The organism is Buchnera aphidicola str. Ak (Acyrthosiphon kondoi) (assembly GCF_000225445.1).
GTDB lineage: Bacteria > Pseudomonadota > Gammaproteobacteria > Enterobacterales > Enterobacteriaceae > Buchnera > Buchnera aphidicola_A.
The window spans coordinates 223514-250430 of record NC_017256.1 but is presented as its reverse complement, the minus strand read 5'-3'; the positions used below and the strand labels follow the sequence as shown (position 1 = coordinate 250430).

General features: G+C 26.3%; 23 protein-coding genes. 20 read left to right on the top strand and 3 right to left on the bottom strand.

Annotated features, from left to right (window positions below):
• Positions 1–6 precede the first annotated feature (6 nt).
• From ilvI to speD, 20 genes are all read left to right on the top strand, one after another.
• Positions 7–1722, top strand: coding sequence for an acetolactate synthase 3 large subunit (gene ilvI, locus BAKON_RS01150; RefSeq protein WP_014499383.1), 1716 nt, complete (start codon positions 7–9; stop codon positions 1720–1722).
• A 3-nt stretch (positions 1723–1725) separates the two neighbouring features.
• Entirely contained in the window at positions 1726–2202 is a 477-nt protein-coding gene (ilvN, locus tag BAKON_RS01145; protein WP_014499382.1) for an acetolactate synthase small subunit, read from the top strand.
• A 230-nt stretch (positions 2203–2432) separates the two neighbouring features.
• Positions 2433–3371, top strand: a complete 939-nt coding sequence (gene rsmH, locus BAKON_RS01140) for a 16S rRNA (cytosine(1402)-N(4))-methyltransferase RsmH (protein ID WP_014499381.1) — start codon at positions 2433–2435, stop codon at positions 3369–3371.
• A 1-nt stretch (position 3372) separates the two neighbouring features.
• Complete coding sequence (locus BAKON_RS01135; RefSeq protein WP_014499380.1) at positions 3373–3576, top strand: cell division protein FtsL; 204 nt, start codon at positions 3373–3375, stop codon at positions 3574–3576.
• A gap of 27 nt (positions 3577–3603) precedes the next feature.
• Positions 3604–5361 (top strand): peptidoglycan glycosyltransferase FtsI, encoded by a 1758-nt coding sequence (gene ftsI, locus BAKON_RS01130; protein WP_014499379.1) that lies wholly within the window; start codon positions 3604–3606, stop codon positions 5359–5361.
• Positions 5362–5376: 15 nt separating this feature from the next.
• Positions 5377–6870 (top strand): UDP-N-acetylmuramoyl-L-alanyl-D-glutamate--2,6-diaminopimelate ligase, encoded by a 1494-nt coding sequence (gene murE, locus BAKON_RS01125; RefSeq protein WP_014499378.1) that lies wholly within the window; start codon positions 5377–5379, stop codon positions 6868–6870.
• Positions 6867–7703: a UDP-N-acetylmuramoyl-tripeptide--D-alanyl-D-alanine ligase gene (locus BAKON_RS03275; RefSeq protein WP_430393312.1), complete on the top strand. Its 837-nt coding sequence runs from the start codon at positions 6867–6869 to the stop codon at positions 7701–7703. Before murE ends, BAKON_RS03275 begins: the two co-directional genes overlap by 4 nt.
• A complete protein-coding gene (locus BAKON_RS03270) occupies positions 7658–8233 on the top strand; it encodes a glutamate ligase domain-containing protein (RefSeq protein WP_430393311.1) in 576 nt (191 codons plus the stop codon). The genes BAKON_RS03275 and BAKON_RS03270 overlap by 46 nt, the downstream gene beginning before the upstream one ends.
• Entirely contained in the window at positions 8227–9297 is a 1071-nt protein-coding gene (gene mraY, locus BAKON_RS01115; RefSeq protein WP_014499377.1) for a phospho-N-acetylmuramoyl-pentapeptide-transferase, read from the top strand. Before BAKON_RS03270 ends, mraY begins: the two co-directional genes overlap by 7 nt.
• Entirely contained in the window at positions 9297–10616 is a 1320-nt protein-coding gene (gene murD / locus BAKON_RS01110; RefSeq protein WP_014499376.1) for a UDP-N-acetylmuramoyl-L-alanine--D-glutamate ligase, read from the top strand. Before mraY ends, murD begins: the two co-directional genes overlap by 1 nt.
• Positions 10613–11812: a cell division protein FtsW gene (gene ftsW / locus BAKON_RS01105; protein ID WP_014499375.1), complete on the top strand. Its 1200-nt coding sequence runs from the start codon at positions 10613–10615 to the stop codon at positions 11810–11812. Before murD ends, ftsW begins: the two co-directional genes overlap by 4 nt.
• Complete coding sequence (gene murG, locus BAKON_RS01100) at positions 11809–12873, top strand: undecaprenyldiphospho-muramoylpentapeptide beta-N-acetylglucosaminyltransferase (protein WP_014499374.1); 1065 nt, start codon at positions 11809–11811, stop codon at positions 12871–12873. Before ftsW ends, murG begins: the two co-directional genes overlap by 4 nt.
• A gap of 41 nt (positions 12874–12914) precedes the next feature.
• Positions 12915–14360, top strand: coding sequence for a UDP-N-acetylmuramate--L-alanine ligase (gene murC / locus BAKON_RS01095; protein WP_014499373.1), 1446 nt, complete (start codon positions 12915–12917; stop codon positions 14358–14360).
• A 4-nt stretch (positions 14361–14364) separates the two neighbouring features.
• Entirely contained in the window at positions 14365–15297 is a 933-nt protein-coding gene (locus tag BAKON_RS01090) for a D-alanine--D-alanine ligase (protein ID WP_014499372.1), read from the top strand.
• 193 nt (positions 15298–15490) lie between these two features.
• The gene (ftsA, locus tag BAKON_RS01085) at positions 15491–16747 is read left to right on the top strand and encodes a cell division protein FtsA (protein ID WP_014499371.1); all 1257 of its coding nucleotides are present in this window, start codon (positions 15491–15493) and stop codon (positions 16745–16747) included.
• A gap of 57 nt (positions 16748–16804) precedes the next feature.
• Entirely contained in the window at positions 16805–17959 is a 1155-nt protein-coding gene (gene ftsZ, locus BAKON_RS01080; RefSeq protein WP_014499370.1) for a cell division protein FtsZ, read from the top strand.
• Positions 17960–18195: 236 nt separating this feature from the next.
• The gene (gene erpA / locus BAKON_RS01075) at positions 18196–18540 is read left to right on the top strand and encodes an iron-sulfur cluster insertion protein ErpA (protein ID WP_014499369.1); all 345 of its coding nucleotides are present in this window, start codon (positions 18196–18198) and stop codon (positions 18538–18540) included.
• Between the two features lie 66 nt (positions 18541–18606).
• Positions 18607–19305: a 5'-methylthioadenosine/adenosylhomocysteine nucleosidase gene (locus tag BAKON_RS01070; RefSeq protein ID WP_014499368.1), complete on the top strand. Its 699-nt coding sequence runs from the start codon at positions 18607–18609 to the stop codon at positions 19303–19305.
• A gap of 268 nt (positions 19306–19573) precedes the next feature.
• Positions 19574–20434: a polyamine aminopropyltransferase gene (gene speE, locus BAKON_RS01065; RefSeq protein WP_014499367.1), complete on the top strand. Its 861-nt coding sequence runs from the start codon at positions 19574–19576 to the stop codon at positions 20432–20434.
• 27 nt (positions 20435–20461) lie between these two features.
• The gene (gene speD, locus BAKON_RS01060) at positions 20462–21262 is read left to right on the top strand and encodes an adenosylmethionine decarboxylase (RefSeq protein WP_014499366.1); all 801 of its coding nucleotides are present in this window, start codon (positions 20462–20464) and stop codon (positions 21260–21262) included.
• Positions 21263–21397: 135 nt separating this feature from the next.
• Here the strand turns inward: speD and lpdA are convergent, their stop codons facing one another.
• The 3 genes from lpdA to aceE all read right to left on the bottom strand — a co-directional run bounded on the left by lpdA (position 21398) and on the right by aceE (position 26767).
• A complete protein-coding gene (lpdA, locus tag BAKON_RS01055; RefSeq protein ID WP_014499365.1) occupies positions 21398–22819 on the bottom strand; it encodes a dihydrolipoyl dehydrogenase in 1422 nt (473 codons plus the stop codon).
• Positions 22820–22880: 61 nt separating this feature from the next.
• A complete protein-coding gene (locus BAKON_RS01050; RefSeq protein WP_014499364.1) occupies positions 22881–24089 on the bottom strand; it encodes a 2-oxo acid dehydrogenase subunit E2 in 1209 nt (402 codons plus the stop codon).
• A 14-nt stretch (positions 24090–24103) separates the two neighbouring features.
• Positions 24104–26767: a pyruvate dehydrogenase (acetyl-transferring), homodimeric type gene (gene aceE / locus BAKON_RS01045; protein WP_014499363.1), complete on the bottom strand. Its 2664-nt coding sequence runs from the start codon at positions 26765–26767 to the stop codon at positions 24104–24106.
• Between the last annotated feature and the right edge of the window lie 150 nt (positions 26768–26917).

Here is a 26917-nt window from a genome sequence, read left to right as displayed (position 1 = left end):
GAAAAAATGGAAATATTATCAGGAGCCGAAATGGTCGTTCGATCATTAATTGATCAAGGAATACAGCATATATTTGGTTATCCTGGTGGTGCTGTACTAGATATTTATGATGCTCTAAAAACTGTTGGTGGAATTGAACATATTCTAGTAAGACATGAACAAGCTGCAACGCATATGGCCGACGGTTATTCTCGTTCTACTGGGAAAACAGGAGTTGTATTAGTTACTTCTGGACCAGGTGCAACTAATGCTATTACTGGAATTGCTACAGCATATATGGATTCTATTCCTATGGTTGTTATATCAGGTCAAGTTGCTTCTTCATTAATCGGTTACGATGCTTTTCAAGAATGTGATATGATTGGTATTTCTCGTCCTGTAGTTAAACATAGTTTTTTAGTAAAAAAAACTGAAGACATACCAATTATTTTTAAAAAAGCTTTTTGGTTAGCATCAACTGGACGTCCAGGACCTGTAGTAATTGATTTGCCAAAAGATATTTTAAAGAAAGAAAATAAATTCTACTATAAATGGCCAGAAAATATTAATATAAGATCATATAATCCAACAACCAAAGGTCACATAGGACAAATAAAAAAAGCACTATATACATTATTAAAAGCTCAAAGACCCGTAATTTATGCAGGTGGCGGAATTATTAGTTCTAAAAGCAGCAAAGAATTACGAATATTTGCAGAAAAAACGAATTGTCCAGTTACGACTTCTTTAATGGGACTAGGTGCTTTTCCAGGAACTCATCCTCAAAATATTTCAATGTTAGGAATGCATGGTACATATGAAGCTAATATGACAATGCATCATGCCGATGTAATTTTTGCAATAGGTGTTAGATTTGACGATCGAACTACAAATAATTTAAATAAATACTGTCCACATGCTATTATTTTACATATTGATATTGATCCTACTTCTATTTCTAAAACTGTTTCCGCTAATATACCTATTGTCGGAGATGCAAAACACGTCTTGCAAAAAATGCTAGAATTACTAAAAAAAGAAAAGAAAATTTCATCTTTAGCAGATTGGTGGAATACTATTAAAAAATGGAAAAAAGTCAATAGTCTAAAATATAATCAAAATAGCAATAAGATAAAACCTCAAACAGTAATTCAAACTCTTTTTAAGCTCACAAAAGGTACTTCTTATATCACTTCAGATGTCGGACAGCATCAAATGTTTACTGCATTATATTATCAGTTTGATAAGCCTAGACATTGGATTAATTCGGGCGGATTAGGTACTATGGGATTTGGTTTTCCTGCAGCATTAGGAGTTAAATTAGCTTTACCTAAAGAAACTGTAATTTGTATTACTGGAGATGGTAGTATTCAAATGAATATTCAAGAATTATCTACAGCACGACAGTACAATTTAGCTGTATTGATATTAAATCTTAATAATGCTTCTTTAGGCATGGTTAAGCAATGGCAAGACATGATTTATTCTGGAAGACATTCTCATTCTTATATGGACTCACTTCCAGATTTTGTAAAATTATCAGAATCTTATGGACATTTTGGTATTAAAATCACTAAACCTATAGAACTAGAAGAAAAACTAAGACTAGCGCTAGATAAATTATCTCGTGGTCATTTAGTTTTTGTAGACGTTCAAATAGATAATTCTGAGCATGTTTATCCTATGCAGATTCAAGGGGGTGGCATGAATGAAATGTGGTTAAGGAAAAAAGAGGTTTCCTAAAATATGCGAAGAATTTTATCTATTCTGCTAGAAAACGAATCAGGTGCATTATCTAGAGTAATAGGACTATTTTCACAAAGAGGATATAATATAGAAACTATTACATTAGCACCTACTGAAGATCCTTCTTTATCAAAAATGACTATACAAACAGTAGGAAATGAAAAAGCAATTGAACAAATTGAAAAACAACTTCATAAATTAATAGATGTATTAAGAGTAGTAAAAATTGGACAATCTTCTTGTATAGAACGTGAAATTATGCTATTAAAAGTCCAGATAAATAACTATAGAAGAGATGATGTAAAACATATTACCGAGGTATTTCGAGGACAAATTATAGACATAACATCAACAACTTATATATTACAATTATCTGGTACCACAAAAAAAGTCGATTCCTTTCTTAAAATTATACGCAATATATCAGAAGTGATTGAGGTGACTCGTTCTGGAGTCGTTGGTATTTCTCGAGGATAATTTTTTTAAAAAATATATTATATTTATATCTACTAAAAATTTTTAATTTATTTATAAATTTTTTCAATGTTTTGATGAAAATATTAAAAAAATTTTTTAAAAATAAAGAAAATTTTTAAAATTAATAAATAATATTCAATATAGCAATATTTCTTATAACATATTTAACATGGTCATTTTTTTTAAATGACCATGTAATATATTTTAATTTACATTATATATATTTCATAATGAATAATACACTTAAACATATTCCAGTAATGAAGAAAGAACTAATTCATTCTTTAAAAATTAAAAAAAATGGTATTTATATTGATAGTACATTTGGAACAGGTGGACATTCACATGAGATTTTAAAAAAATTAGGAAAAGATGGAAAATTATATTCTATTGATAAAGATCCTATTGCTTTTTCTATAGGTAAAAATATTAAAGACTCACGTTTTCATATCATTAACGAGAATTTTTCAAAATTATTAGATTATGCAAAAAAGAAAAAAATTGTAGGACAAGTCAATGGAATTATATTTGATTTAGGAATTTCTTCATTGCAAATTGACAATCATAAAAGAGGTTTTTCATTTAAAAAAGATGGACCTTTAGACATGCGTATGAATCCTAATCATGGAATTCCAGCTTCAGAATGGCTTTTTAAAAGTAATGTTGAAGAAATTGCTTTTGTTTTAAAAACTTTCGGAGAAGAACGTTTTTCTAAAAAAATAGCTTATAGCATTAAAAAAATAAGTCAAAAAAAAAAAATTACAAGTACTTTGGAATTAGCTAATATTATCAAAAAATCTATACCAATAAAAAATAAATTCAAACATCCAGCAAGAAGAAGTTTTCAAGCAATTAGAATCTACATCAATCAAGAACTAGAAGAAATTAAAAAAGCTTTAGAAAGTACACTGAAAATATTGAAACCAGGAGGACGCGTATCAATTCTAAGTTTTCATTCTTTAGAAGACAGAATAGTTAAAAAATTTATGATTAAAAATAGCATAAAAGCAATTGTTCCATATGGTATGCCTATTACGGAAAAACAATTAAATAAACTTAAAAAATGTAAATTAAAAATTATCAGTCGCCTATTACCAACTCAAAATGAAATAAACGATAATCCTAGAGCTCGAAGCTCTATACTTCGTGTAGCAGAAGTACGAGAATAAAATGAAAATTAAACGTTACGATTTACCAAAAATAATAAAAAACGATTTTCTTTTGCATGGAAAAATTCACTTAATACTATTAATAGCTATTATATTATCTGCTAGTTTTCTCGTTATTATAGTTTATAAGACTCGCTTATTAATTACTCAAGAAGAACATCTTATTGTAAAAAAAAAGAAAAAGATAATCAATGGAGAAATTTAATAATTGAAAAAAATTCTTTATCTGTGCATGCTCCACTTGAAAAAAAATAATTTTTATTTGATAAAGAAAACGTATAAAAAAGAACAAAATAATTTTTTTAACGAAAAAAAAACAAAAAAAACGAATTATATAAATTGGCGTTTTTTCGTGTTATATAGTTTTGTTTTTCTATCTTTACTTATTTTGACACTACGCGTAATATTTTTGCAAATAATTAATCCCAATCCACTTATAATAGAAGGAGATCATAGAACATTAAGAATTCAATCTTTTCTAGACACAAGGGGAATTATTAATGATCGAGCAGGATATCCGCTAGCAGTGACTGTATCAGTCAATGCCATTTGTGCTGATCCTTCAGTAATTCTTAATACTAAAAATATTAAAAATAATAAACACTGGAAAGCTTTGTCAAAAACTCTTTCTATTCCATTAAAAGAAATTTTTTTGCGTATAGACGCTTATAAAAAATCACAATTTATTTATTTAGCTCGTCAAATAAGTCCTGAAATTGCAAAATATATTAAAAAATTACAGTTGCCTGGTATTTTTTTATTAGAAGAATCGAAAAGATACTATCCTTTTGGAAAAATTTCAGCTCAACTTATAGGTATAACTAATATAGACGGAATAGGAATTGAAGGAATAGAAAAAAGTTTTAATACATTTTTAACAGGAAAACCAGGTAAAAGAAAAATAAGGAAAGATAATAAAGGGAAAATTATTGAAAATATATCTTTAGTTAATAAAAGTTCATCTAATAATTTAACACTTAGTATTGATACAAAATTACAAACTATTGTGTACCATAAATTAAATGAAGCAGTAGAGAAAAATAAAGCTGATTCTGGAACTGCAATTTTAATTGATATTAAAACTGGGGAAGTTCTAGCTATGGCAAACAGTCCTACATATAATCCTAATAATACACGATATATGATAAAAAAAAATGTTCGTAATAGAGCAATTACAGATATTTTTGAACCTGGTTCAACAGTCAAACCTATAGTAATTATGGAAGCATTAAAACTTGGTATAATTCAAGAAAACTCGGTAATTAATACAAAACCTTTTTTAGTTGCAAAACATCAAATAAAAGATGTTTCTTATCATGATAAACTTACTATAACTGGAATATTAAAAAAATCTAGTAACGTAGGAGTCTCAAGAATTGCATTATCTATGCCATTTTCAAAACTACTTGATAGTTATATTAAATTTGGATTAGGACAGCCAACTCAACTAGGATTAATTGGAGAAAAAAGTGGTTTTTTCCCCACAAAAAAAAAATGGTCTGATTTAGATAAAGCTACCTTTTCTTTTGGATATGGACTAATGGTCACTCCTCTTCAACTTGCACGATTATATGCTACTATTGGAAGTTATGGAATATATCGCCCTCTTTCAATAATAAAAATAAATAGTCCAGTATATGGAAAAAGAATTTTTCCAAAAAAATATGTACAAAAAGTAATTCATATGATGGAAAGTGTCGCTAAACCAGGAGGAGGAGGTATACAAGCCGCAGTTAAAGGATATCGTGTTGCTATTAAAACCGGAACTGCAAAAAAAGTAGGAATTCATGGATATTATATTAAAAAATACACTGCTTATACTGCAGGAATTGCACCGGCTAGCAATCCAAGATTTTCATTAATCATTATCATTGATAACCCTAAAGGGAAAAAATATTATGGAGGTGCAATTTCTGCTCCAGTTTTTAGCAATATCATGAAATTAATATTAAAAAAAATGAATATAAAACCAGACGATTTATCACATTAAATTGAAAGGCACTGAATGAATAAAACTTGTTTAAAATATTTATTATCACCATGGATTAAAAATATTCCAAATAAATATATTTTAAATTTAAAAATGGATAGTAGAACTGTATGTAAAGGAGATTTATTTATAGCAGTTCGAGGAAAAAAGAAAGATGGACGTAATTTTATTTTTGAAGCTACTTATAAAAAAGTAGCAGCAATTCTATATGAAACCGAAAAAAAAGAAAATCACGGAATATTTAAATATATTAATAATATTCCTATTATATACTTTTTTAAGCTATCTGAAAATATATCAATGCTAGCAAATCGCTTTTATAAAGAGCCAGGAAAAAAATTAACAATAATTGGTGTAACTGGTACTAATGGAAAAACTACTGTTATACAAATCATTAATCAATGGAGTAATATTTTAGGTAATAAAATAGCAACTATGGGAACTTTAGGAAATGGTTTTGACAACTCCTTGTCTCCTACAAAAAACACAACTTCTTCTCCTCTTTTTGTTCATTCTTTCTTATCTCAAGCTTTAAATAAGCAAGCTAAATTAGTTACTATGGAAGTTTCTTCACATGGTTTGATAGAAAACCGTGTTAAAGAAGTTCCTTTTTATATTGCAATATTTACAAATCTAACACAAGACCACTTGGATTATCATGAAAATATGAAGAAGTACGCATCAGCAAAATGGTTATTATTTAGTACGCATAAAGTCAAAAAAATTATATTAAATGCTGATGATAAATATGGAAAAATATGGTTAAAAAAACTATTTGATTACTATACGATAGCAGTTACTATTAAAAATTCTAAACCAAGAAAATATTCTACAAAATGGATAAATGCTACAGATATCAAAAATTATAACAATTCTATTATTATTAAATTTGAATCAAGTTGGGGGGCAGGTGAAATATCATCTTGTCTAATTGGATATTTTAATGTGACAAATATTTTATTAGCATTAGCTTGTCTTTTAGAATTAGGCTATAGTTTGTCTGATTTAATTGATACTTCTCAAAAAATAATACCTGTAAATGGTCGTATGGAAATATTTTCTTTTGCTGAAAAACCAATTTTTATTATTGATTATGCTCATACACCTGATGCATTAAAAAAAATACTTGATGCAATTCGTTTACATTATCAAAAATATATATGGTGTATATTTGGATGTGGAGGAGAAAGAGATAAAAAAAAACGTTCTATTATGGGATCTATTGCAGAAAAAATGTCAGATCAAGTTATTATTACTAATGATAATCCAAGAAATGAAAAAGAAGAAAAAATTATCCGAGACATTTTAAATGGCTGTGAAAATAAGAAAAAAATATTAATTATTCAAAATAGAAAAAAAGCAATATCTTATGCTTATTTTAAAGCAAAATACAATCATATAATTTTAATAGCTGGAAAAGGACACGAAGAAAAACAAATAATTAAAAATAAATATATCAATTATTCAGATAAAAAAACAGTCTTAAACTTATTGGAAAAAAAGATATGATTTCGTTATCATTAAAAAAAATTGCTTTTATTACTAACGGAAAATTATGTGGAATAGATTTATTAATAAATGAAATTATTATTGATACTAATAAAATTATTCCAGGTTGTCTTTTTATTGCTTTAATCGGTAAAAAGTTCGATGCTCATATATTTATAAACGAGGCTATTAAAAAAGGATGTTCTGCATTTATTACCCAAAAAGATATAAAATCTTATGTATCGTATATTATAGTAGAAAATACATCTATTGCTTTAGGTCAAATTGCTGGTTGGATTCGAAATAAAACAAATGCAAAAATATTAGCTATTACTGGTTCTTGTGGAAAAACTTCAGTAAAAGAAATGACAGCATCTATATTAAAAAAAAATGGAAATACAATATCAACTATTAATAATTTAAATAATAATATTGGGGTGCCTATTACTGTATTGCAGTTAACAAAAAAACATAAATATGCTGTAATTGAATTAGGAGCAAGTAACCCAGGTGAAATTTCTTATACCAGCAATATTATTCAACCAGAAATTATATTAATTAATAATATTCATTGTGCTCATTTAAAAGGATTTAAATCATTACTAGGAGTATCTAAAGCTAAATCAGAAATATTTTCTGGTTTAAAACCTAATGGTACAGTTGTAATTAATTTAGATAGTCATCATCTTTCACAATGGAAAAAATATATAAAGAAAAACAATATTTTATACTTTTCTATCAAAAAAAAAAACATAGTAATTTTTTTTCCAGCAACATTAAAATTCATGCATATGGCACATCTTTTACAATGCATACACCATTTGGAAAAACAAATATTTCATTACCATTTTTAGGTTATCAAAACATATCTAATGCATTAGCAGCCAGTGCTCTTTCTTTTGCGCTTAAAATACCTTTAAAAAAAATAAAAACAGGACTATTAGAAACGCCTATAATTTCAAGAAGACTAGAATCTATCATATTAAAACCTAATAAAATTTTAATTGATGATACTTATAATTCTAATGTTTCATCTATGATTTCAGCAATAAAAGTCTTAGAAAAAATGCCTGGTTATAAAATATTAGTTACTGGAGATATGGCTGAATTAGGAGAGAAAAGCACTTTATATCATAAAATGATAGGCAATACTGCTAACTTATCTAATATTAATAAAATTTTTAGTATTGGCAACATGAGTCATGAAATTACCAAGATTTTTGATAATGGTAAGCATTTTTTTAATAAAAGAAATCTAAGCGAATATTTAAAAAAAATTGTTTGTAAGGAAAAAAAAATAACAATATTAATAAAAGGATCTCGTAGTGCAAAAATGGAGGAAGTGGTAGAAGATCTTATTAAGGAGAGCAAAAAAAAATGTTAATATTTTTTAATAAATATTTAAATTTTAACTTAAATATTATTTCTTGTATTCCATATCGTGCAATATTTAGCTTATTAACTTCTTTTTTTATTAATTTATATATTGGACCACATTTTATATATCATCTTAAAAAATTACAAAAATGTCAAATCATACGAAAAAATGGACCGAAAACACACTATATAAAAAATAATACACCTACTATGGGTGGAATTTTTATAATTTTTTCTATATTATTTTCAATAATATTATATTGTAATTTATCAAATACTTATGTTTGGTATGTTGTAAGTATTTTAATAGGATACGGTGCAATAGGTTTAATAGATGATTATAAAAAAATAAGATATAAAAACACTCAAGGATTAAAAATAAAATGGAAATATTTTTGGTTATCTATTTTTGCTTTAGGATTTATTTATATAATAAATGCTAATAATAAAGATTTTATGATCACTACATTAATGATTCCTTTTTTTAAAAAATCTTTTGAAATCAATTATTTATATATATTTCTTGCTTATTTCATAATAGTTGGCACTAGCAATGCAGTAAATCTCACAGACGGATTAGATGGATTAGCTATTATGCCTGTTGTTTTTTTAACTTGTGGTTTTACATTAATATCTTTATTCAGTGGAAATATAAATAGCTCTAATTTTTTACATATTAATTATATAAAAAATTCAGGAGAATTATCTATATTATGTATGGCAATTATTGGTTCAGGATTGGGTTTTTTATGGTTTAATAGTTATCCAGCTAAAATTTTTATGGGAGATGTTGGTTCTCTATCACTAGGTGGTGCTTTAGGAACTATAGCAATATTATTACATCAAGAATTATTGCTAATTATTATGGGTGGTGTTTTTGTTGTTGAAACAATATCTGTTATTCTACAAATCATATCATTTAAAATGAGAAAAAAAAGAATTTTTAAAATGGCACCAATTCATCACCATTATGAAATTATAGGCATATTAGAACCTTTAATTATTGTAAGATTTTGGATTATTTCATTGATTTTATTGTTAATAAGTCTTATTTCCTTAAAGGTATATTGATGTCATGTAATTATTTTGGTAAGAAAATATTAATTTTAGGTATGGGATTGACAGGGATATCATGTATAAATTTTTTTCTAAAAAAAGGAATAAGACCTAAAATTATTGATGAATCTATACATCCTGTAAATTTTTTTAAAATTCCTAAAAATATTGAGTATAGTTTGGGAAACTTAGAAAATAAATGGATTTTAGAATCAGATTTAATTATTATCAGCCCGGGAATTTCTTCATTTAGACCTATTTTAATTAAAGCACGTTTGTTAGGAATTGAAATTATTAGCGATATTGAATTATTTTCTAGAGAAGCAAATTTTCCTATTATTTCAATTACAGGTACTAATGGAAAAAGTACTGTAGCTACAATAATTAAAAAAATTGCACAAAATGCAGGTTATAAAGCTTGTTTAGGTGGAAATATTGGTTTTCCTGTACTAGACATGCTTGATAAAAAAGCAAATTTATACATAATAGAACTATCTAGTTTTCAACTAGAAAATACATTTTCTTTGAAATCAAAAATAGCAGTTATTCTTAACATTAGTGAAGATCATATTAATCGATATCCAAAAGGGTTTCAACAATATAAAAAAACTAAAATATCTATTTATAATAAAGCAGAAATTTGTATAACTAATTCTAACGATAAACTGAATGATCTTCTTTATATCAAAAATAAAAATTGGATTAGTTTTGGAACAAGAAAAAGTGATTATTATATCTGTTATGAAAACAAAGATACTTTTTTATTTTATAAAAATAAAAAAATATTAAATACTAATGAAATATTATTATATGGTCATCACAATTATAATAATGTATTAGTCTCTATAGCTATTTCAGATGCAATGCGATTTCCTAGAAATTATACAATAAATACACTTAAAAGTTTTTCAGGCTTGCCTCATCGATTACAAATAATAAAAAATAAAAAAGGTATAAATTGGATAAACGATTCTAAATCTACAAATGTAAATAGTACTGAAGTTGCTTTAAAATCTATAAAAACAAAAGGAACAATACGATTATTATTAGGTGGAGATAGTAAATCTGGAAATTTTAATATATTAAAAAATGATTTTGAAAAACTAAAAATAAAAATCTACTGCTTTGGAAAAGATGGTATTAAACTATCAAAAATCTGCAAGAAAAAATCTATTTATGTTCAAAATTTAAAAAATGCAATGATCTTGATTTTAAAACAAGTTAAATCAGGTGATACAGTACTCTTATCTCCTGGATGTAGTAGTTTAGATCAATTTTCTAACTTTGAAGAGAGAGGTAATCTTTTTATAAAATTAATAAAGGAAATGACTTGATATACTTACAAAAAAAAAACTCAAAAAACAAAGGAAATATTGAAGAAAAGTATAATACAAAAGATTCTTTTTTCATACTTTATGATCGTATGCTGGTATGGTTAACTTTAAGTTTATTTTCTATTGGATTCATTATGGTTCTCTCTACATCAATTCCTATAAGTCAAAATATATACCATGATCCATTTTTTTTTATAAAGAGAGAGATTTTTTATTTTTTTTTGATATTTTTATTATCTTTTATCTTTTTACGTACACCAATTGTTTTTTGGGAAAAAAATAGCAATATTATACTGATTTTTTCAATTTTATTACTAGTTTTTGTCTTGCTAGCAGGGCATTCAATACATGGATCTTTTAGATGGATTAATATAGGTTTCTTACATATACAACCCTCTGAAATATGCAAAATTTCTTCTTTTTGTTATATATCTAGTTATTTATCACGAAAACCCAACGAAGTGCGTAATAATTTCTGGGGATTTTTTAAACCTTTAAGTATTATCATAATACAATCTATTCTTTTATTAGCAGAACCTGATTTAGGAACTGTAATTGTTCTTTTTTTTACTACTTTATCAATTTTATTTATTTCTGGTGCTAAAATAGGACAATTTTTTATAATTATTTCTTTTAGCATATTAACAGTAATTTTATTGATATTATTAGAACCTTATCGAATTAAAAGAGTTTTGTCTTTTTGGAATCCTTGGGAGGATCCGTTTGGTAATGGATATCAACTAACACAATCATTAATAGCATTAGGTCGTGGAAATCTTTTAGGACAAGGCCTAGGAAATTCAATACAAAAACTGAATTATTTACCTGATGCTCATAGTGATTTTATATTTTCTATCATAGGTGAAGAATTGGGTTATATTGGTTCTTTTTTAATATTGTTAATAATTTTTACTTTGTCTTTGCGGGCTATGTATATTGGGGAAAGATCTTTAGAAAAAAAACAAATTTTTTCAGGATTTTTAGCATGTTCTATTGGTATTTGGTTCAGCTTTCAAACATCAATTAATGTTGGTTCTGTTACTGGCATTTTACCAACTAAGGGATTAACTTTACCATTTATTAGTTATGGAGGTTCGAGTTTAATCATTAATTCAATAGCTATTTTTTTTCTGTTAAGAATTGATTTTGAAACTAGATTAAGAACATCACAAGCATTTCTTAGAGGACCTAAATGATTTCTAAAAAAATAATAATTATGGCAGGTGGAAGTGGTGGTCATGTTTTTCCAGGACTAACTATCGCACTTTATTTGATTAAAAAAGGATGGTCTGTTCATTGGATAGGCACAAAAAACAGCATAGAATCTAAAATTATACCTAAATATGACATTCAACTTCATTATATTAAAATTAAAGGATTACGTAATGCTAGCTTAAAGAATATAATTATTTCACCAATATATATAATACGTGCTTATTATGATGTTAAAAAAATAATAAAAAAGTGGTCTCCAGATATCATACTAGGAATGGGAGGCTATGTATCTGGTCCAGGAGGAATAGCGGCTTGGAATTGTCAAATTCCATTTATTTTACATGAACAAAATAAAATTGCAGGGATTACAAATCGATGGCTTTCTAAAATATCTACAAAAAATATGCAAGCATCTCCTGGTGTTCTAAAAAACGCAGATGTAGTTGGAAATCCCGTTCGTGAAAGAATTATAAATATTCCTTCTCCTATTCATCGTTTTAGAAATAGAAAAGGTCTTTTACGAGTATTGGTTATTGGTGGTAGTCAAGGTTCTTCTATTTTAAATAAAATTTTGCCAAAAGTATCATTCTTATTAAAAGAAAAAATTATTGTTTGGCATCAAACAGGAAGTTATGAATTAGAAAAAACAAAGAAAAAATACAAAAAATTTCAATTAAATCAATATTCAGTTACCTGTTTTATAAAAAATATAGCTGCTGCATATGAATGGGCTGATATAATCATTTGTCGTTCTGGGGCGTTAACTGTAAGTGAAATCTCTATAGTAGGATTAGCTGCTATCTTCATACCTTATCCACATAAAGACAAACAACAACATAGAAACGCAGAAGATTTAGAATCAATTGGTGCAGCAAAAATAATTGATCAATCAAATTTTAATGCTACATTAATAGCCAATATACTTGATTCGCTTAATAGAGATAAACTTTTATTAATGGCAGAAAAAGCCTATTCTCTTGGTATTCGTGATGCAATGTTAAATATTTTTAATATTATTAATGATGTTGTTAAAAAAACATAAATCTTACATATTTCAAGAGAAAAAATTAAAAAGATAAAAGTATGAATATAAAAAACATAAAAAAAATTAACTTTTTTGTTTCTGAAAAAAAAAATAAAAATATTCATCTTATCGGCATCGGTGGTTCAGGGATGGTAGGAATTGCTCTTATTTTATTAAAATTAGGATATAACATTAGTGGTTCTGATTTATTAAAAAGTTCAATTACAAAAAAATTGATTCATTTAGGAGCAACTATATATTTTACACACTCTAAAAACAACGTGAAAAATGTTGATTTTATTATTAAATCTAGTGCTATCTCCTCAAAAAATAAAGAGATTATCGCCGCTAAAAAATACAATATACCCGTATTATTAAGATCCGAAATGCTTGAAATATTAATGAATTTTAAATTTGGTATAGCAATTTCTGGAACTCATGGAAAAACTACCACTACATCGATGATTTCAGATATTTTTATACAAAATAATCTAAATCCTACTTTAATTAATGGCGGTTTAATAAAATCTATTGATTCTCATGCTCAACTAGGTTCTTCTCATTATTTTATTGTAGAAGCAGATGAAAGTGATTCTTCTTTTTTATATTTAAATCCAAAAATAGTTATTTTAACTAATATTGAATCTGATCATATCGATCATTATGATAATAGTTTCAAGAAATTAAAAGAAACTTTTTTAATTTTTTTAAATAAAATTCCATTATATGGAACAGCTATAGTATGTATAGACAATAGTGCTATTTGCGATATTTTACCTAATATTAAATGCAAAGTAGTTACATATGGATTTAATAAAAATGCAGATATTCGAGTTTTTGGCTATAAACAAAAGAACTTTATTGGAAACTTTCAAATAATTATAAAAAACAATAAAAAATTAAATATAATATTAAATATACCTGGTAAACATAATGCATTAAATGCAGCAGCTGCTATTGCTCTAGCAATAAATGAAGGTGTAAAAGATGATGATATAGTTTCATCATTAAAAAAATTTAAAGGTACCTGTAGAAGATTTGAATTTCTTGGATTTCTTTCAATCAAAAAAGATATTAATAACAATACTAGTTGTATGTTAATAGATGATTATGGACATCATCCTACAGAATTATCTGAAACTATTAAAACTATACGCACTAGTTGGCCAAAAAAAAACTTAGTCATGATATTTCAACCTCATCGATACACAAGAACATATAATTTATATCATGATTTTGTTAAAATTTTATCTCAAGTCGATGTTCTTTTGATATTAAATGTATACTCTGCAAATGAAAAATTTATTATTGGAGCAGATAGTCTTTCACTTTGTAATGATATAAAAAAATTAGGGAAAGCTCATGCTACTTTAATTTCTAATCACAATCTAATATTAGATAATCTTATTTCTAAATTAAATGGAAACGATATTATTTTAATACAAGGTGCTGGAAATATAGATACAATAATACATAAAATATTAATTAAAAAAATAAACAAGTGATACAATGAATAAAAAAATAGCTGTTTTGTTAGGTGGAACATCTTCTGAAAGAAAAATTTCAATTCAATCAGGATATGCTATTCTTGAAAGTTTATTAAAATCTGGATTAAATGCATATCCAATTGATACACGTGATCACTCTATAATACAATTAAAAAAAGAAGGTTTTAATAAAGTTTACATTTCATTACATGGAAAGGGTGGTGAAGATGGTAGTGTTCAAGGAGTTCTTCAATATTTAAATATTCCCTATACGGGAAGTGGAATTATGGCTTCTTCTATCTCTATAGATAAATTTAGAACTAAATTATTATGGAAATCTCGTGGTCTTTTAACAGCACCTGATATTTATATTTCAAAAAAAAAAAATATCTCCTCTTTATATAATTTTATAATTAAAAAAATATTAAAATTAGGATTTCCTATTTTAATCAAACCAAATAATCAAGGATCAAGTATAGGTATAACAATAGTATCATGTTTTGAACAACTTGATGACGCTATAAATATAGCCTTTAGTTACTCTAATGATATTCTTATCGAGAAGTTTATAAAAGGAAAAGAATATACAGTACCTATTCTAGGTGAACAAGTGCTACCTCCTATTTGTATTTCTACAAATAATAATTTTTATGATTACAACGCTAAATATATATCATCTTCAACTCAATACTTCTGTCCAAGTGGATTAAACACAATTCAAGAAATAGAATTGAAAAAAATAGCAATGTTAGCATGGAATACACTCGGATGTAGTGGATGTGGAAGAATTGATGTTATATTAGATGACACAGATAAATTTTGGTTATTAGAAGTAAATACTATACCTGGCATGACAAACAGAAGTTTGGTTCCAATGTCTGCCAAAGAAATAGGAATATCATTTGATGAACTGGTATTGTTTATTTTAAACATGAATAATAAAAAATTATTTTAATAAAAAGTCAACTAGAACAGTTAATATTTTCAAAAAAAAGCATTAATTATAATTTTTATACTTTATTTGTGATAAAAAACGAAAAAATAAATTTTTCTTCTTTAATTCTATTATAGCATAAATATAAAAAAATAAGAAATCAGTTTGTCAAAAAAAGCAATAACTAAAGAAATAAAGTACAGGCTAAAAAATAATGATCATATCAAAAGACAGAAAATTAGTAGTCGGATTAGAAATTGGTACTACTAAAGTCACAACTTTGGTAGGAGAAATATTAACAGATGATACGATTAAAATTATTGGATTTGGGATCTGTTTGTCTAAAGGAATAGATAAAGGAAGAATCAATAATTTAGATTCAATAGTTTCATGTATACAAGAATCTATTAATAAAGCTGAAATTATGGCAGATTGTCAAATTACTTCTGTATATCTGTCTTTATCTAATAAGTACATTAATTGTCAAAATGAAATAGGTATAGTTCCAATTTCTGAAGATGAAGTAACAAAAGAAGATCTAGAAAATGTAATACATATTGCAAAATCTGTTCAGATTCTTAATGAACATCATATTTTACATGTGATACCTCAAGAATACTCAATTGATCATCAATCTGGAATAAAAAATCCTATAGGTCTATCCGGAGTACGCATGCAAGTAAAAGTACACTTAATTACTTGTCATCAAAACATGGCTAAAAATATGATTAAAGCTGTGGAAAAATGTGATATTAAAGTTGATCAAGTTATTTTTTCAGGTCTTGCTTCGAGTAAAGCTGTTTTAACTGAAGACGAATGCAATCTTGGTGTGTGTATGATTGATATAGGCGGAGGAACAATAGACTTTACTATTTATATTGATGGTGCTATACAATATAGTCAAGTCATACCATATGCAGGAAATATTGTAACCAGTGATATCTCGTATGCTTTTAGTACTTCTTTCTACGACGCAGAGAATATGAAAATAAAGTATGGTTCTACAAAAAAACCATCTTTAGGATCATCAAAAAATATTGATTTTTCTGATATGAATAATCATTTTCAAAAAACTTTACAGGAAGATGCATTAATAGAAGTAATCGAATCAAGATATATTGAATTATTATCTTTAGTACAAGATAAAATTATTGATGTACAAAAAAAACTTTATAAAAAAGGAGAAAAATATGAATTATTAAGTGGCATAGTACTTACTGGAGGTGGTTCAAATATTTCATATTTAACTGACTGCGCAGAAAAAGTTTTTCATAAAAAAGTACGGATTGCTAAACCTTTTAATATTTCTGGATTAATAGAAAAAATAACTGAACCAAATTACTCAACAGTAATTGGTTTATTATATTATGGAAAAGAGTCTTATAAAAATATCGACAATAAAAAAAAAGAAAATTCTTTTTTTGGAAAAATTTTCAAACAAATTAACAATTGGTTTAAAAAAGAATTTTAAAAAACATATTATACTTAGAACTTTATAAAATATAGATATATATAATGGAAACAAATCATGTTTGAATCTTCAGAATTAAGTAGCAATGCAATAATTAAAGTAATTGGCGTTGGAGGTGGAGGTGGAAATGCAGTAGAACATATGGTCAGAGAACGTATTGAAGGTGTTGAATTTTTTGCAATTAATACTGATGCACAAGCATTAAGAAAAATAGAAGTAGGACAAACTATACAAATAGGAAATAATATAACAAAGGGATTAGGAGCTGGAGCCAATCCAGAAATTGGACGAACCTCAGCAGAAGAAGATAAAGAATTATTAAAATCTGCACTAGATGGTTCCGATATGGTTTTTATAGCAGCTGGTATGGGAGGAGGAACCGGAACTGGAGCTGCTCCTGTAGTGGCAGAAATTGCAAAAGAATTAGGTATCTTGACTGTTGCTGTGGTGACAAAACCCTTCAATTTTGAAGGTAAAAAAAGAATGATTGTAGCAGAACAGGGAATAATTGAACTATCAAAATATGTAGACTCTTTGATTACAATTCCTAATGATAAGTTATTAAAAGTACTTAGCCGAGGAATTTCTTTACTTGATGCTTTTAGTGCGGCTAACAATGTTTTAAAAGGAGCAGTACAAGGTATTGCTGAATTAATTACAAGACCCGGTTTAATGAATGTAGATTTTGCTGATGTACGTACTGTAATGGTAGAAATGGGATATGCGATGATGGGAACTGGAATATCTTCTGGAGAAAATCGTGCAGAAGAAGCTGCAGAAATAGCTATATCTAGTCCTTTGTTAGAAGATATAGATTTATCTGGTGCACGGGGTGTATTAGTTAATATTACTGCTGGTTTTGATTTAAAACTAGATGAATTTGAAACAGTTGGAAACACTATTAGATCTTTTTCTTCAGACAATGCAACAGTTGTTATAGGTACTTCTTTAGATCCTGATATGAATGATAGTCTTCGTGTAACAGTTGTGGCTACTGGTATTGGAATGGAAAAAAAATCAGATATTAATCAAATAAAAAATAAATCTTCTAGGGAAGTGTTAATGGATTATCGTTATCAATATTTAAATGTATCTCCAACAAAAACAGATAAAAAAAATATCAAAAAAGAAATAAAAAATACAGAAGAAAAAATTAAAAAAGAACCAGAATATTTAGATATTCCATCCTTTCTTCGTAAAAGAGCAGATTAATTTCTTTAATATTATTAACGTATCTTTTAAAAAGTAATTGAATTAAGTTTTTATTAAGAATATTATGTATTTAATAACCTGCGCCAATGACGACTAAATTCTTTATCGGCGCACGGATGTGCTTGTGAATTTCAAATGCATATAAAATTCTTTAAAAAATGTTTGTTTATGATAAAATCAGTATGACAGATATTTGTTAAATATATAAATTAAAATATTATGAGAATAAAATAAAAATGGAAAAATCTTCTAAAGATTATCTTAAATTTACTGAAAAAGCAATAAAAAAAATAAAACATCTTATTGCAATACAAAAAAATATTAATTTAAAACTAAGAATTTATATAAATGGTGGCGGATGCAATGGTTTTCAATATCAATTTATTTTTGATTCCTCAATAAATAAAGACGACATTATCATTACTCAATCAGATGTTTCATTAATTATTGATCCCATTAGTTTACAGTATTTATATGGTGGTCAAATAGATTATTTAGAAAACTTAGAAGGTTCTAAGTTTATAGTTTCTAATCCAAATGCAAAAAATACATGTGGATGCGGTTCATCATTTAGTATTTAAATAGACACAAGATATATTAGATATTTTTGTGTATCATTTTTACCATTAAATATATATTATATTAAAATGAATATCGGAATAATAAGCGCTATAAGTAAAGAGACTAAAACATTAAAGAAGATAATACATCCATATGTAAAAAAAACTATTAGTAATTTTAAAATTTATGAAAGAAGATTTAAAAAAAATAATATTTTTTTAATACAATCAGGGATAGGAAAAGTTTCTGCTAGCATTTCGACTATGATTCTTATTAATTTATATCAACCAGATATCATTATTAATAGTGGTTCTGCTGGAAGTTTAAATTCATTGCTAAAAATTGGTGATATTATCATTCCAGAATACACATGTTATTATGATGTAGACTTAACAAATTTTGGATATGCTCAAGGACAAATACCTAAATATCCAAAAAAATTTATCATTAATAAAAAAATACATGAATTTTGTAAAAAAAATGCTCTTAAATACCAGTTAAAATTTACAAAAGGACTTATTATTAGTGGAGATTCATTTATTAGAGATAATGCACATATAAAAATTTTAAAAGTTCAATTTCCTTCTGCAATAGCTGTTGAAATGGAATCTGCCGCAATAGCTCAAGTTTGCTATAAATTTAATATTCCTCTTATTGTAATAAAATCTATCTCTGATTCATCTGATAATAATGCTACATTTAATTTTAAAAAAAATATTTCAATTGCATCGTTTCAATTTTCTAAATTTGTAAAAATAATTTTAGAAGATTTAATCAATACATAAATGATATATAATCTATTTAATAATAATTAGCATTATTATATTATTTTTGATAACCTCTATTAAGATAATATTTTTTTCTTAAACAATTTTTCATAAAAAAAATTAATACAAATCACATATTTATTTTTAAAAAGTAGTTTTTTTAAGAATCATTATGCTTATTTTTAAAAGTCTAAAAATAAAATCTACTCTTTCACAGTACTCGTAATTTTTTATTAATCCAAAATAATCTATAACGTGACATTTTATAGGATATATAAATATAACTATGGATCACAAAAAAATATGGCATGAAAAACTTCATTGTAATCTTGGACAATATTTTTTAATTGAAGAATTGCTATATCAAGAAAAAACTTCTCATCACAAAGTGATGATTTTTAAAAATTCTATCTTTGGTAGAGTTATGGTTATAGATGATATTGTTCAAACAACTGAACGCGATGAATTCATATATCATGAAATGCTAACTCACGTACCTATTTTTGCTCATGGTTTTATAAAAAAAGTATTAATAATAGGTGGAGGTGATGGAGGCATACTTCGTGAAGTATGTAGACATAAAACCATTGAAAATATTACTATGGTTGAGATTGATGCTAATATTATTGATTTATGTAAAAAATATTTTCCAAATCATAGTAATAATTCTTATCAAGATTCTCGTTTAAAATTAATAATTGATGATGGTTTGAATTTCATAAAAAAAACTAAAGATAAATTTGATTTAATCATATCAGATTCTACAGATCCTATTGGTTATGGAAAAAATTTATTTTTATCAGAATTTTACTTTAATTGTAGTAATTGTCTACAAGAAAATGGCCTTTTTGTAGCACAAAATGGAGTTTTCTTTCTTCAAGAAAACGAAACTATTCTTACCTATAAAAACTTAAAAAAATATTTTTGTGATGCAAAATTTTATCAAGCAAATATTCCTACTTATTATGGTGGAATGATGATTTTTGCATGGGGTACTAACAATATAGAACTTCAAAAAATTAGTCTAAAAAAAATACAATCACGCATAAAATATACAAAATTAACTTTTAATTATTATAATGCTAAAATTCATATGAGTAGTTTTTATTTACCTCAACACATTCTTAATGCATTGAATGAAAGTTAAAAATCCTTCCATAGGAGAGTAATTAAATTGCAAAAACTAAAATTATATGGCTTTAATAATTTAACTAAAAGCCTAAGTTTTTGTATCTATGATATTTGCTATGCGAATACTAACGATTCACGTAATAGTTATATTTCTTATATTGATGAACAATATAGTGCTACTAGACTAACTAAAATTCTAAAAAAAACTTGTTCAATTATTGGTGCTAATGTTTTGAATATATTTCATCAAGATTATGAACCTCAAGGTGCCAGTGTAACTATTTTAGTATGTGAAGAACCAATTAATATAGAGAAAATTAATATTTCAAAAAATAATATCGTATCATCTTCTGTACTTGCTCACTTAGATAAAAGTCACATTTGTGTACATACTTATCCAGAAAGTCATCCTCACAGTGGAATTTGCACTTTTCGAGCTGATATTGAAGTTTCAACATGTGGAATCATATCACCTCTAAATGCATTGAATTACCTTATACATCAATTAGAATCAGATATTGTAACAATTGAATATCGAGTTCGAGGATTTACTAGAGATATTCTCGGCATAAAACATTTTATTGATCATAAAATAAATTCTATTCAAAATTTCATGTCGAATGATATAAAATCAATGTACGATATGGTTGATGTAAATGTATATCAAGAAAACATTTTTCATACTCGAATGTTATTAAGAGAATTTAATTTAAAGAATTATTTATTTAATATTCATTTAGAAGATCTTAAAAAAGAAGAACGTTCATATATTATAAGATTACTCTGGAGGGAAATGCGTGAAATTTATTATGGAAGAAATATATCTATGGTAGATAGTACTTAATAGGTATTTAACAGGTATTTAGATTAAAATAAATTTTTTCCAGGAAAAGAAAAGATTATAGAAGCTTAATTTCTATAATCTTTTCTTTTTCTGGAAAAAATTTATTAGAATAAAGAATTTTTTAAAAAATCAAAATTACTTATTAAATTTATAATTTAACACATCTGTTGCTGTACCCTGAAAAATTTCTGCACACAAACCAATAGATTCATGTAAAGTAGGATGAGCATGAATAGTTAATGCGATATCTTCAGCATCACAGCCCATTTCAATAGCTAATCCAACTTCACCAATTAGCTCGCCAGCATTCGTTCCTACTATAGAACCACCAATAATTTTATTATTTTTTTTATTGAAAATTAATTTTGTCATGCCTATACTAGAATTTGAAGCAATAGCTCTACCAGATGCATTCCATGGAAAAATTGAAATTCCATAATTTATATTTTCTTTTTTGGCCTGTTTTTCATTTAATCCTACCCAGGCAATTTCAGGTTCAGTATATGCTATTGATGGAATTACTTTAGGTTCAAAATAATGCTGTTTACCAGAGATAACTTCTGCTGCAACATGACCTTCATGTACTCCCTTATGAGCTAACATAGGTGCACCGACTACATCACCAATAGCATAAATATGAGGTATATTTGTTTTTAATTGCTTATCTACTGCAATAAAACCAAAATTATTTATTTTTAATCCTATATTATCTAATCCCAACGTATCAATGTTTGGAGTTCTTCCTATTGCTACTAATACAGTATCATAAAATACATTTTTTTTAATAATATCATCTTGCATAATATCGACTGTTAAACCAGTTTCTTTTAGTTCAACTTTATCTGCATGAGTATTTAACATTAAATTAAATCTTTGATTAATAGACCTTATATATGTATCAGCAATATCTTTATCTACTGAAGGAAGAAAATGATTGAATCGATCAATAACATCAACTTTTGAACCTAAAGCACTATATATCGTAGCCATTTCTAAACCAATAATACCACTTCCTATAATTAAGAAACGGTTGGGTATTTTTTTTAATGATAGAGCATCAGTCGAATCCCAAACTCTCATATCATCATTGGGTATTGAAGGAATTTTAATAGGTTTAGATCCTGTTGCAATAATTGCATTATCAAAAAAAACAGTCAATTTTTCTTCTTTGCTTGTCACAAAAAGACTTTTGTCAGTATTAAAAATAGCATTTCCTTGAAAAATTCTTATTTTTCTTTTTTTTCTCATACTAGATAAACCACTAGTCAGTTTATTTATAACATTTTCTTTCCAATCTTTAATTTTTTTAATGTCAATTACTGGTTCACTAAAAGAAACACCAGTTTTACATAATTCTTTTGCTTCTTTAATTACTTTAGCTATATGCAATAATGTTTTTGAAGGAATACAACCAACATTTAAACAAACACCTCCTATTTTATTATAACGTTCTATCAAAACAGTATCTAAACCTAAATCTGCACAACGAAAAGCTGCAGAATAACCTGACGGACCTGATCCAATAATTACAACTTGTGCATAAATTTTTTGATGCATTATAACCTCTTAAAAATAAATTTTAATTACATGATATTTAAATAATATTAAACATATAAAACTACATAATTAAAAAATGTATATCAGATAAAATTTTATTAATATATGTAATAAAACGCGCTGCATAAGCTCCATTTATTACACGATGATTATAAGATAAAGATATTGGTAACATTAAAGATGGAATAAATTCTTTTCCATTCCATAACGGTTTTATCTGAGATTTTGAAACACCAAGAATTGCTACTTCAGGTGAATTAATAATCGGGGAAAACCAACCTCCTCCAATACCTCCTAGATTAGATATTGTAAAACATCCTCCTGTTGTATCTGAAATATTTAATTGTCTTTTTCTAGCTTGTTCTGATAATAATATTAATTCAGAAGATAATTGTTCAATATTTTTTTTATCAACATTTTTTAAAACAGGAACGAATAAATCATTATTTACATCTACAGCAAATCCAATATTAATATATTTTTTTAAAATAATTTTTTTATTATCAATAGTTAAAGAACTATTGAATATAGGAAATTTTTCTAATGCATATGCAACTACTTTAATTATGAAAGCTAGTATTGTAATACAATTACTGGTTTCTTTTTGAATTTTCTTGTCATTATTATATTTTTTACGAAATTCTTCTAGATTGGTAATATCCACTTCATCAAACTGTGTAACATGAGGTATATTCATCCAATTCTTATGTAGATTATTACCTATAATATTTTGAATGTCACTTAGTTTTAATTCTTCTATTTTTTCTTCAGAATAATAATTAGAATCCATTTTTTTTCGTTCTTTTAAGATATTATCTTTTATATTATTCTGATATAATTCTATATCTTCTTTTAAAATTCTATTTTTAGGACCAGTAGCAATGATATTACATAAATCAATATTTAAATTTCGAGCTAAACGTCTTACAACTGGCGTTGCATGAAAAAAATTATCTTCTTTAGAATTCTTCTTAAAATTTAAATGAATATTTTCATCTAGACAATTTTCTTTTTCTTTTCTTATACAAGAAGTAGCATCTTTAACTTTAAAAACCATTATCAAAGAACTAGTTTTTATTTTTTCACCAACTTTTACACAAATATTTTTTACAACACCTGATATAGGTGATGGTATTTCCATAGAAGTTTTATCTCCTTCTACAGTTATTAAACCTTGTTCTAGTTCTACTGTTTCATTAATATTAACTAATATTTCTATTACCTCTACTTCATCTAATCCAATATCAGGCATTTTAACTTCTATATCCACTGTTTTTTCACCTCTTAAGCTAAACGCGGATTAATTTTATCAGTATTAATATTAAATTTAATAATTGCATCTTCTACTACTTTTTTATTAATATTATTTATATTAGCTAATAAATTTAAAGCAGCTACAACAATATAATGAGAATTTACTTCAAAGTGATCACGTAATTTATCACGACTATCTGAACGACCAAAACCATCTGTTCCTAATACATGATATTCTTTCGATGGAATGTAATGACGAATTTGCTCAGCAAATAATTTCATATAATCAGTAGCTGCAACAGTAGGACTTGTATTCATAACTTGCTTCACATATGCTATTTTATTTTTTTTATTAGGATGTAACATGTTCCATCGTTCACAATCTTCTCCATTCCTAGCTAATTCTGTAAAAGAAGTAACGCTATATATATCTGTTGTAATAGAGTAATCTTTTAATAAAATTTCTGCAGCTTCGCAAACAGAACGCAAAATAGCACCAGAACCTATTAACTGTACTTTTGATGCGGTACCATGTAAAGTTTTTAATTTATAAATTCCTTTACAAATACCTTCCTCTACTCCTAAAGGCATAGCAGGCATATAACAATTTTCATTGATTGTAGTAATATAATAATATATATTTTCTTGAGATGGACCATACATACGTCTTAATCCATCTTGTATAATCACAGCAACTTCATAAGCAAATGAAGGATCATAAGAAACACAATTAGGAATAGTTAAAGATTGTATATGACTATGTCCATCTTCATGTTGCAATCCTTCACCATTTAATGTAGTTCTTCCTGAAGTACCCCCGATTAAAAAACCTCTTGCTTGTTGATCTCCAGCAGCCCAAAATAAATCTCCTATTCTTTGAAAACCAAATATTGAATAATAAATATAAAAAGGAATCATAGGAAAATTATTGGTACTATAAGAAGTTGCTGCAGCTAACCAAGATGAGGCTGCACCTAATTCATTTATCCCTTCCTGTAATATTTGGCCTTTTTTTTCTTCTTTATAGTATGCTAATTGTTCTCGATCTTGAGGAACATATTTTTGACCACTAGAACTATAAATACCAATTTTACGAAATAATCCTTCCATCCCAAAAGTTCGTGCTTCATCGGCAATAATTGGTACTATTAAATGTTTAATAGAATTATTTTTTAAAATAATATTTAAGACACGTATAAAAGCTATAGTTGTAGAAATGTCTTTCTTTTGTTCTTTCAATAATGATTGAAAATCTATTAATTCTGGTAAAACTAATTCATTAGTAAAACGAGATAAACGAAAAGGGATATAGCCACCTAATTTTTTACGTTGTTCATGTATATAACAATATTCTTTAGAATTTTTTTTGAAAGTCACATAAGGTAATTTTTCTATATCATTATTCGATACAGGAATATCAAAACGATCTCGAATATGTATTATTCCATTAATATTTATTTTTTTGATTTGATGAGCAATATTTTTTCCTTCTGCAGTTACTCCCATTCCATATCCTTTAACAGTATGAGCTAGAATAACTGTAGGTTTGTATTTTGTTTCTTTTGCTTTTTTTAAAGCATTAAACATTTTTCTTGGATCATGTCCCCCTCTATTCAATCTCCATATTTCCTCATCAGTCATATCTTTGACTAAATCATATGTTTCTTTATATTTCCCGAAAAAATATTTACGAACATACGCACCATCTTTGGATTTAAAAGTTTGATAATCTCCATCAATTGTTTCATTCATCAACTGGATTAATTTTCCAGTAGTATCTTTTTTTAATAAACAATCCCATCTGCTTCCCCATATTACTTTTATCACTTTCCATCCTGCACCACAAAAAAAACTTTCTAATTCATTTACAATTTTTCCATTTCCTACTACTGGCCCATCTAACCTTTGTAAATTACAGTTAATTATAAATATTAGATTATCTAGTTTTTCACGTACAGCTATAGAAATTGCACCTTTAGATTCTGGTTCATCCATTTCACCATCACCTAAAAAAGCATATACTATTTGTTTTGAAGTATTTTTTAATTCTCGATTTTGTAAATATTTTAAAAATTTTGCTTGATAAATAGCACAAAGTGGTCCTAGACCCATAGATACAGTAGGAAATTGCCAAAAATTCGGCATTAATTTAGGATGAGGATAAGAAGATAAACCTATTCCATCAACTTCTTGTCTAAAATTATCAAGTTGTTTTTCTGATAAACGTCCTTCTAAAAAAGAACGAGCATAAATTCCTGGAGAAATATGACCTTGAAAATAAACTAAATCACCTCCATCTTCACTACCTTTAGCTCGAAAAAAATGATTAAAACAGACTTCATATATCGTAGCAGAAGACTGAAAAGATGATAAATGTCCACCTAATTCTAAATTTTTTTTTGATGCACGCAATACCATCATTATAGCATTCCAACGAATTGCTGAACGAATGCGTTTTTCTAAAAAAAGATTTCCAGGATATTCGTATTCATCTTCGCTACAAATAGTATTAACATAATCACTAGTAAAAGAAGAACTAAAAAATTCTACTCTATTTATTTTAGCCTTTTTTAAAACCTGTTCAATTAAAAAATATGCTCTTTTACGACCTTCTTGACGAATAACAGATTCAATAGCTTGCACCCAATCACTAGTTTCAATTGGATCCACGTCATTATATAAATGTTCTGACATGGTATAAATTCCTTATGCATTATATATATATTTAACGATTAAATTAGTATTCAATCTAAAAAATTATTATAATTAATTTTATTGTTTTAAAAAATATTATTTTTTTATCTTGTCATCTTGATTCAAAATCAATCATCAACGTCTAAAAAA

What these genes read in the sequence shown, in the direction of transcription:
- ilvI (WP_014499383.1), top strand. Translation starts at nt 7, where the DNA reads ATGGAAATATTATCAGGAGCCGAAATGGTCGTTCGATCATTAATTGAT.
- ilvN (WP_014499382.1), top strand. Translation starts at nt 1,726, where the DNA reads ATGCGAAGAATTTTATCTATTCTGCTAGAAAACGAATCAGGTGCATTA.
- rsmH (WP_014499381.1), top strand. Translation starts at nt 2,433, where the DNA reads ATGAATAATACACTTAAACATATTCCAGTAATGAAGAAAGAACTAATT.
- BAKON_RS01135 (WP_014499380.1), top strand. Translation starts at nt 3,373, where the DNA reads ATGAAAATTAAACGTTACGATTTACCAAAAATAATAAAAAACGATTTT.
- ftsI (WP_014499379.1), top strand. Translation starts at nt 3,604, where the DNA reads ATGCTCCACTTGAAAAAAAATAATTTTTATTTGATAAAGAAAACGTAT.
- murE (WP_014499378.1), top strand. Translation starts at nt 5,377, where the DNA reads ATGAATAAAACTTGTTTAAAATATTTATTATCACCATGGATTAAAAAT.
- BAKON_RS03275 (WP_430393312.1), top strand. Translation starts at nt 6,867, where the DNA reads ATGATTTCGTTATCATTAAAAAAAATTGCTTTTATTACTAACGGAAAA.
- BAKON_RS03270 (WP_430393311.1), top strand. Translation starts at nt 7,658, where the DNA reads ATGCATACACCATTTGGAAAAACAAATATTTCATTACCATTTTTAGGT.
- mraY (WP_014499377.1), top strand. Translation starts at nt 8,227, where the DNA reads ATGTTAATATTTTTTAATAAATATTTAAATTTTAACTTAAATATTATT.
- murD (WP_014499376.1), top strand. Translation starts at nt 9,297, where the DNA reads ATGTCATGTAATTATTTTGGTAAGAAAATATTAATTTTAGGTATGGGA.
- murG (WP_014499374.1), top strand. Translation starts at nt 11,809, where the DNA reads ATGATTTCTAAAAAAATAATAATTATGGCAGGTGGAAGTGGTGGTCAT.
- murC (WP_014499373.1), top strand. Translation starts at nt 12,915, where the DNA reads ATGAATATAAAAAACATAAAAAAAATTAACTTTTTTGTTTCTGAAAAA.
- BAKON_RS01090 (WP_014499372.1), top strand. Translation starts at nt 14,365, where the DNA reads ATGAATAAAAAAATAGCTGTTTTGTTAGGTGGAACATCTTCTGAAAGA.
- ftsA (WP_014499371.1), top strand. Translation starts at nt 15,491, where the DNA reads ATGATCATATCAAAAGACAGAAAATTAGTAGTCGGATTAGAAATTGGT.
- ftsZ (WP_014499370.1), top strand. Translation starts at nt 16,805, where the DNA reads ATGTTTGAATCTTCAGAATTAAGTAGCAATGCAATAATTAAAGTAATT.
- erpA (WP_014499369.1), top strand. Translation starts at nt 18,196, where the DNA reads ATGGAAAAATCTTCTAAAGATTATCTTAAATTTACTGAAAAAGCAATA.
- BAKON_RS01070 (WP_014499368.1), top strand. Translation starts at nt 18,607, where the DNA reads ATGAATATCGGAATAATAAGCGCTATAAGTAAAGAGACTAAAACATTA.
- speE (WP_014499367.1), top strand. Translation starts at nt 19,574, where the DNA reads ATGGATCACAAAAAAATATGGCATGAAAAACTTCATTGTAATCTTGGA.
- lpdA (WP_014499365.1), bottom strand. Translation starts at nt 22,819, where the DNA reads ATGCATCAAAAAATTTATGCACAAGTTGTAATTATTGGATCAGGTCCG.
- aceE (WP_014499363.1), bottom strand. Translation starts at nt 26,767, where the DNA reads ATGTCAGAACATTTATATAATGACGTGGATCCAATTGAAACTAGTGAT.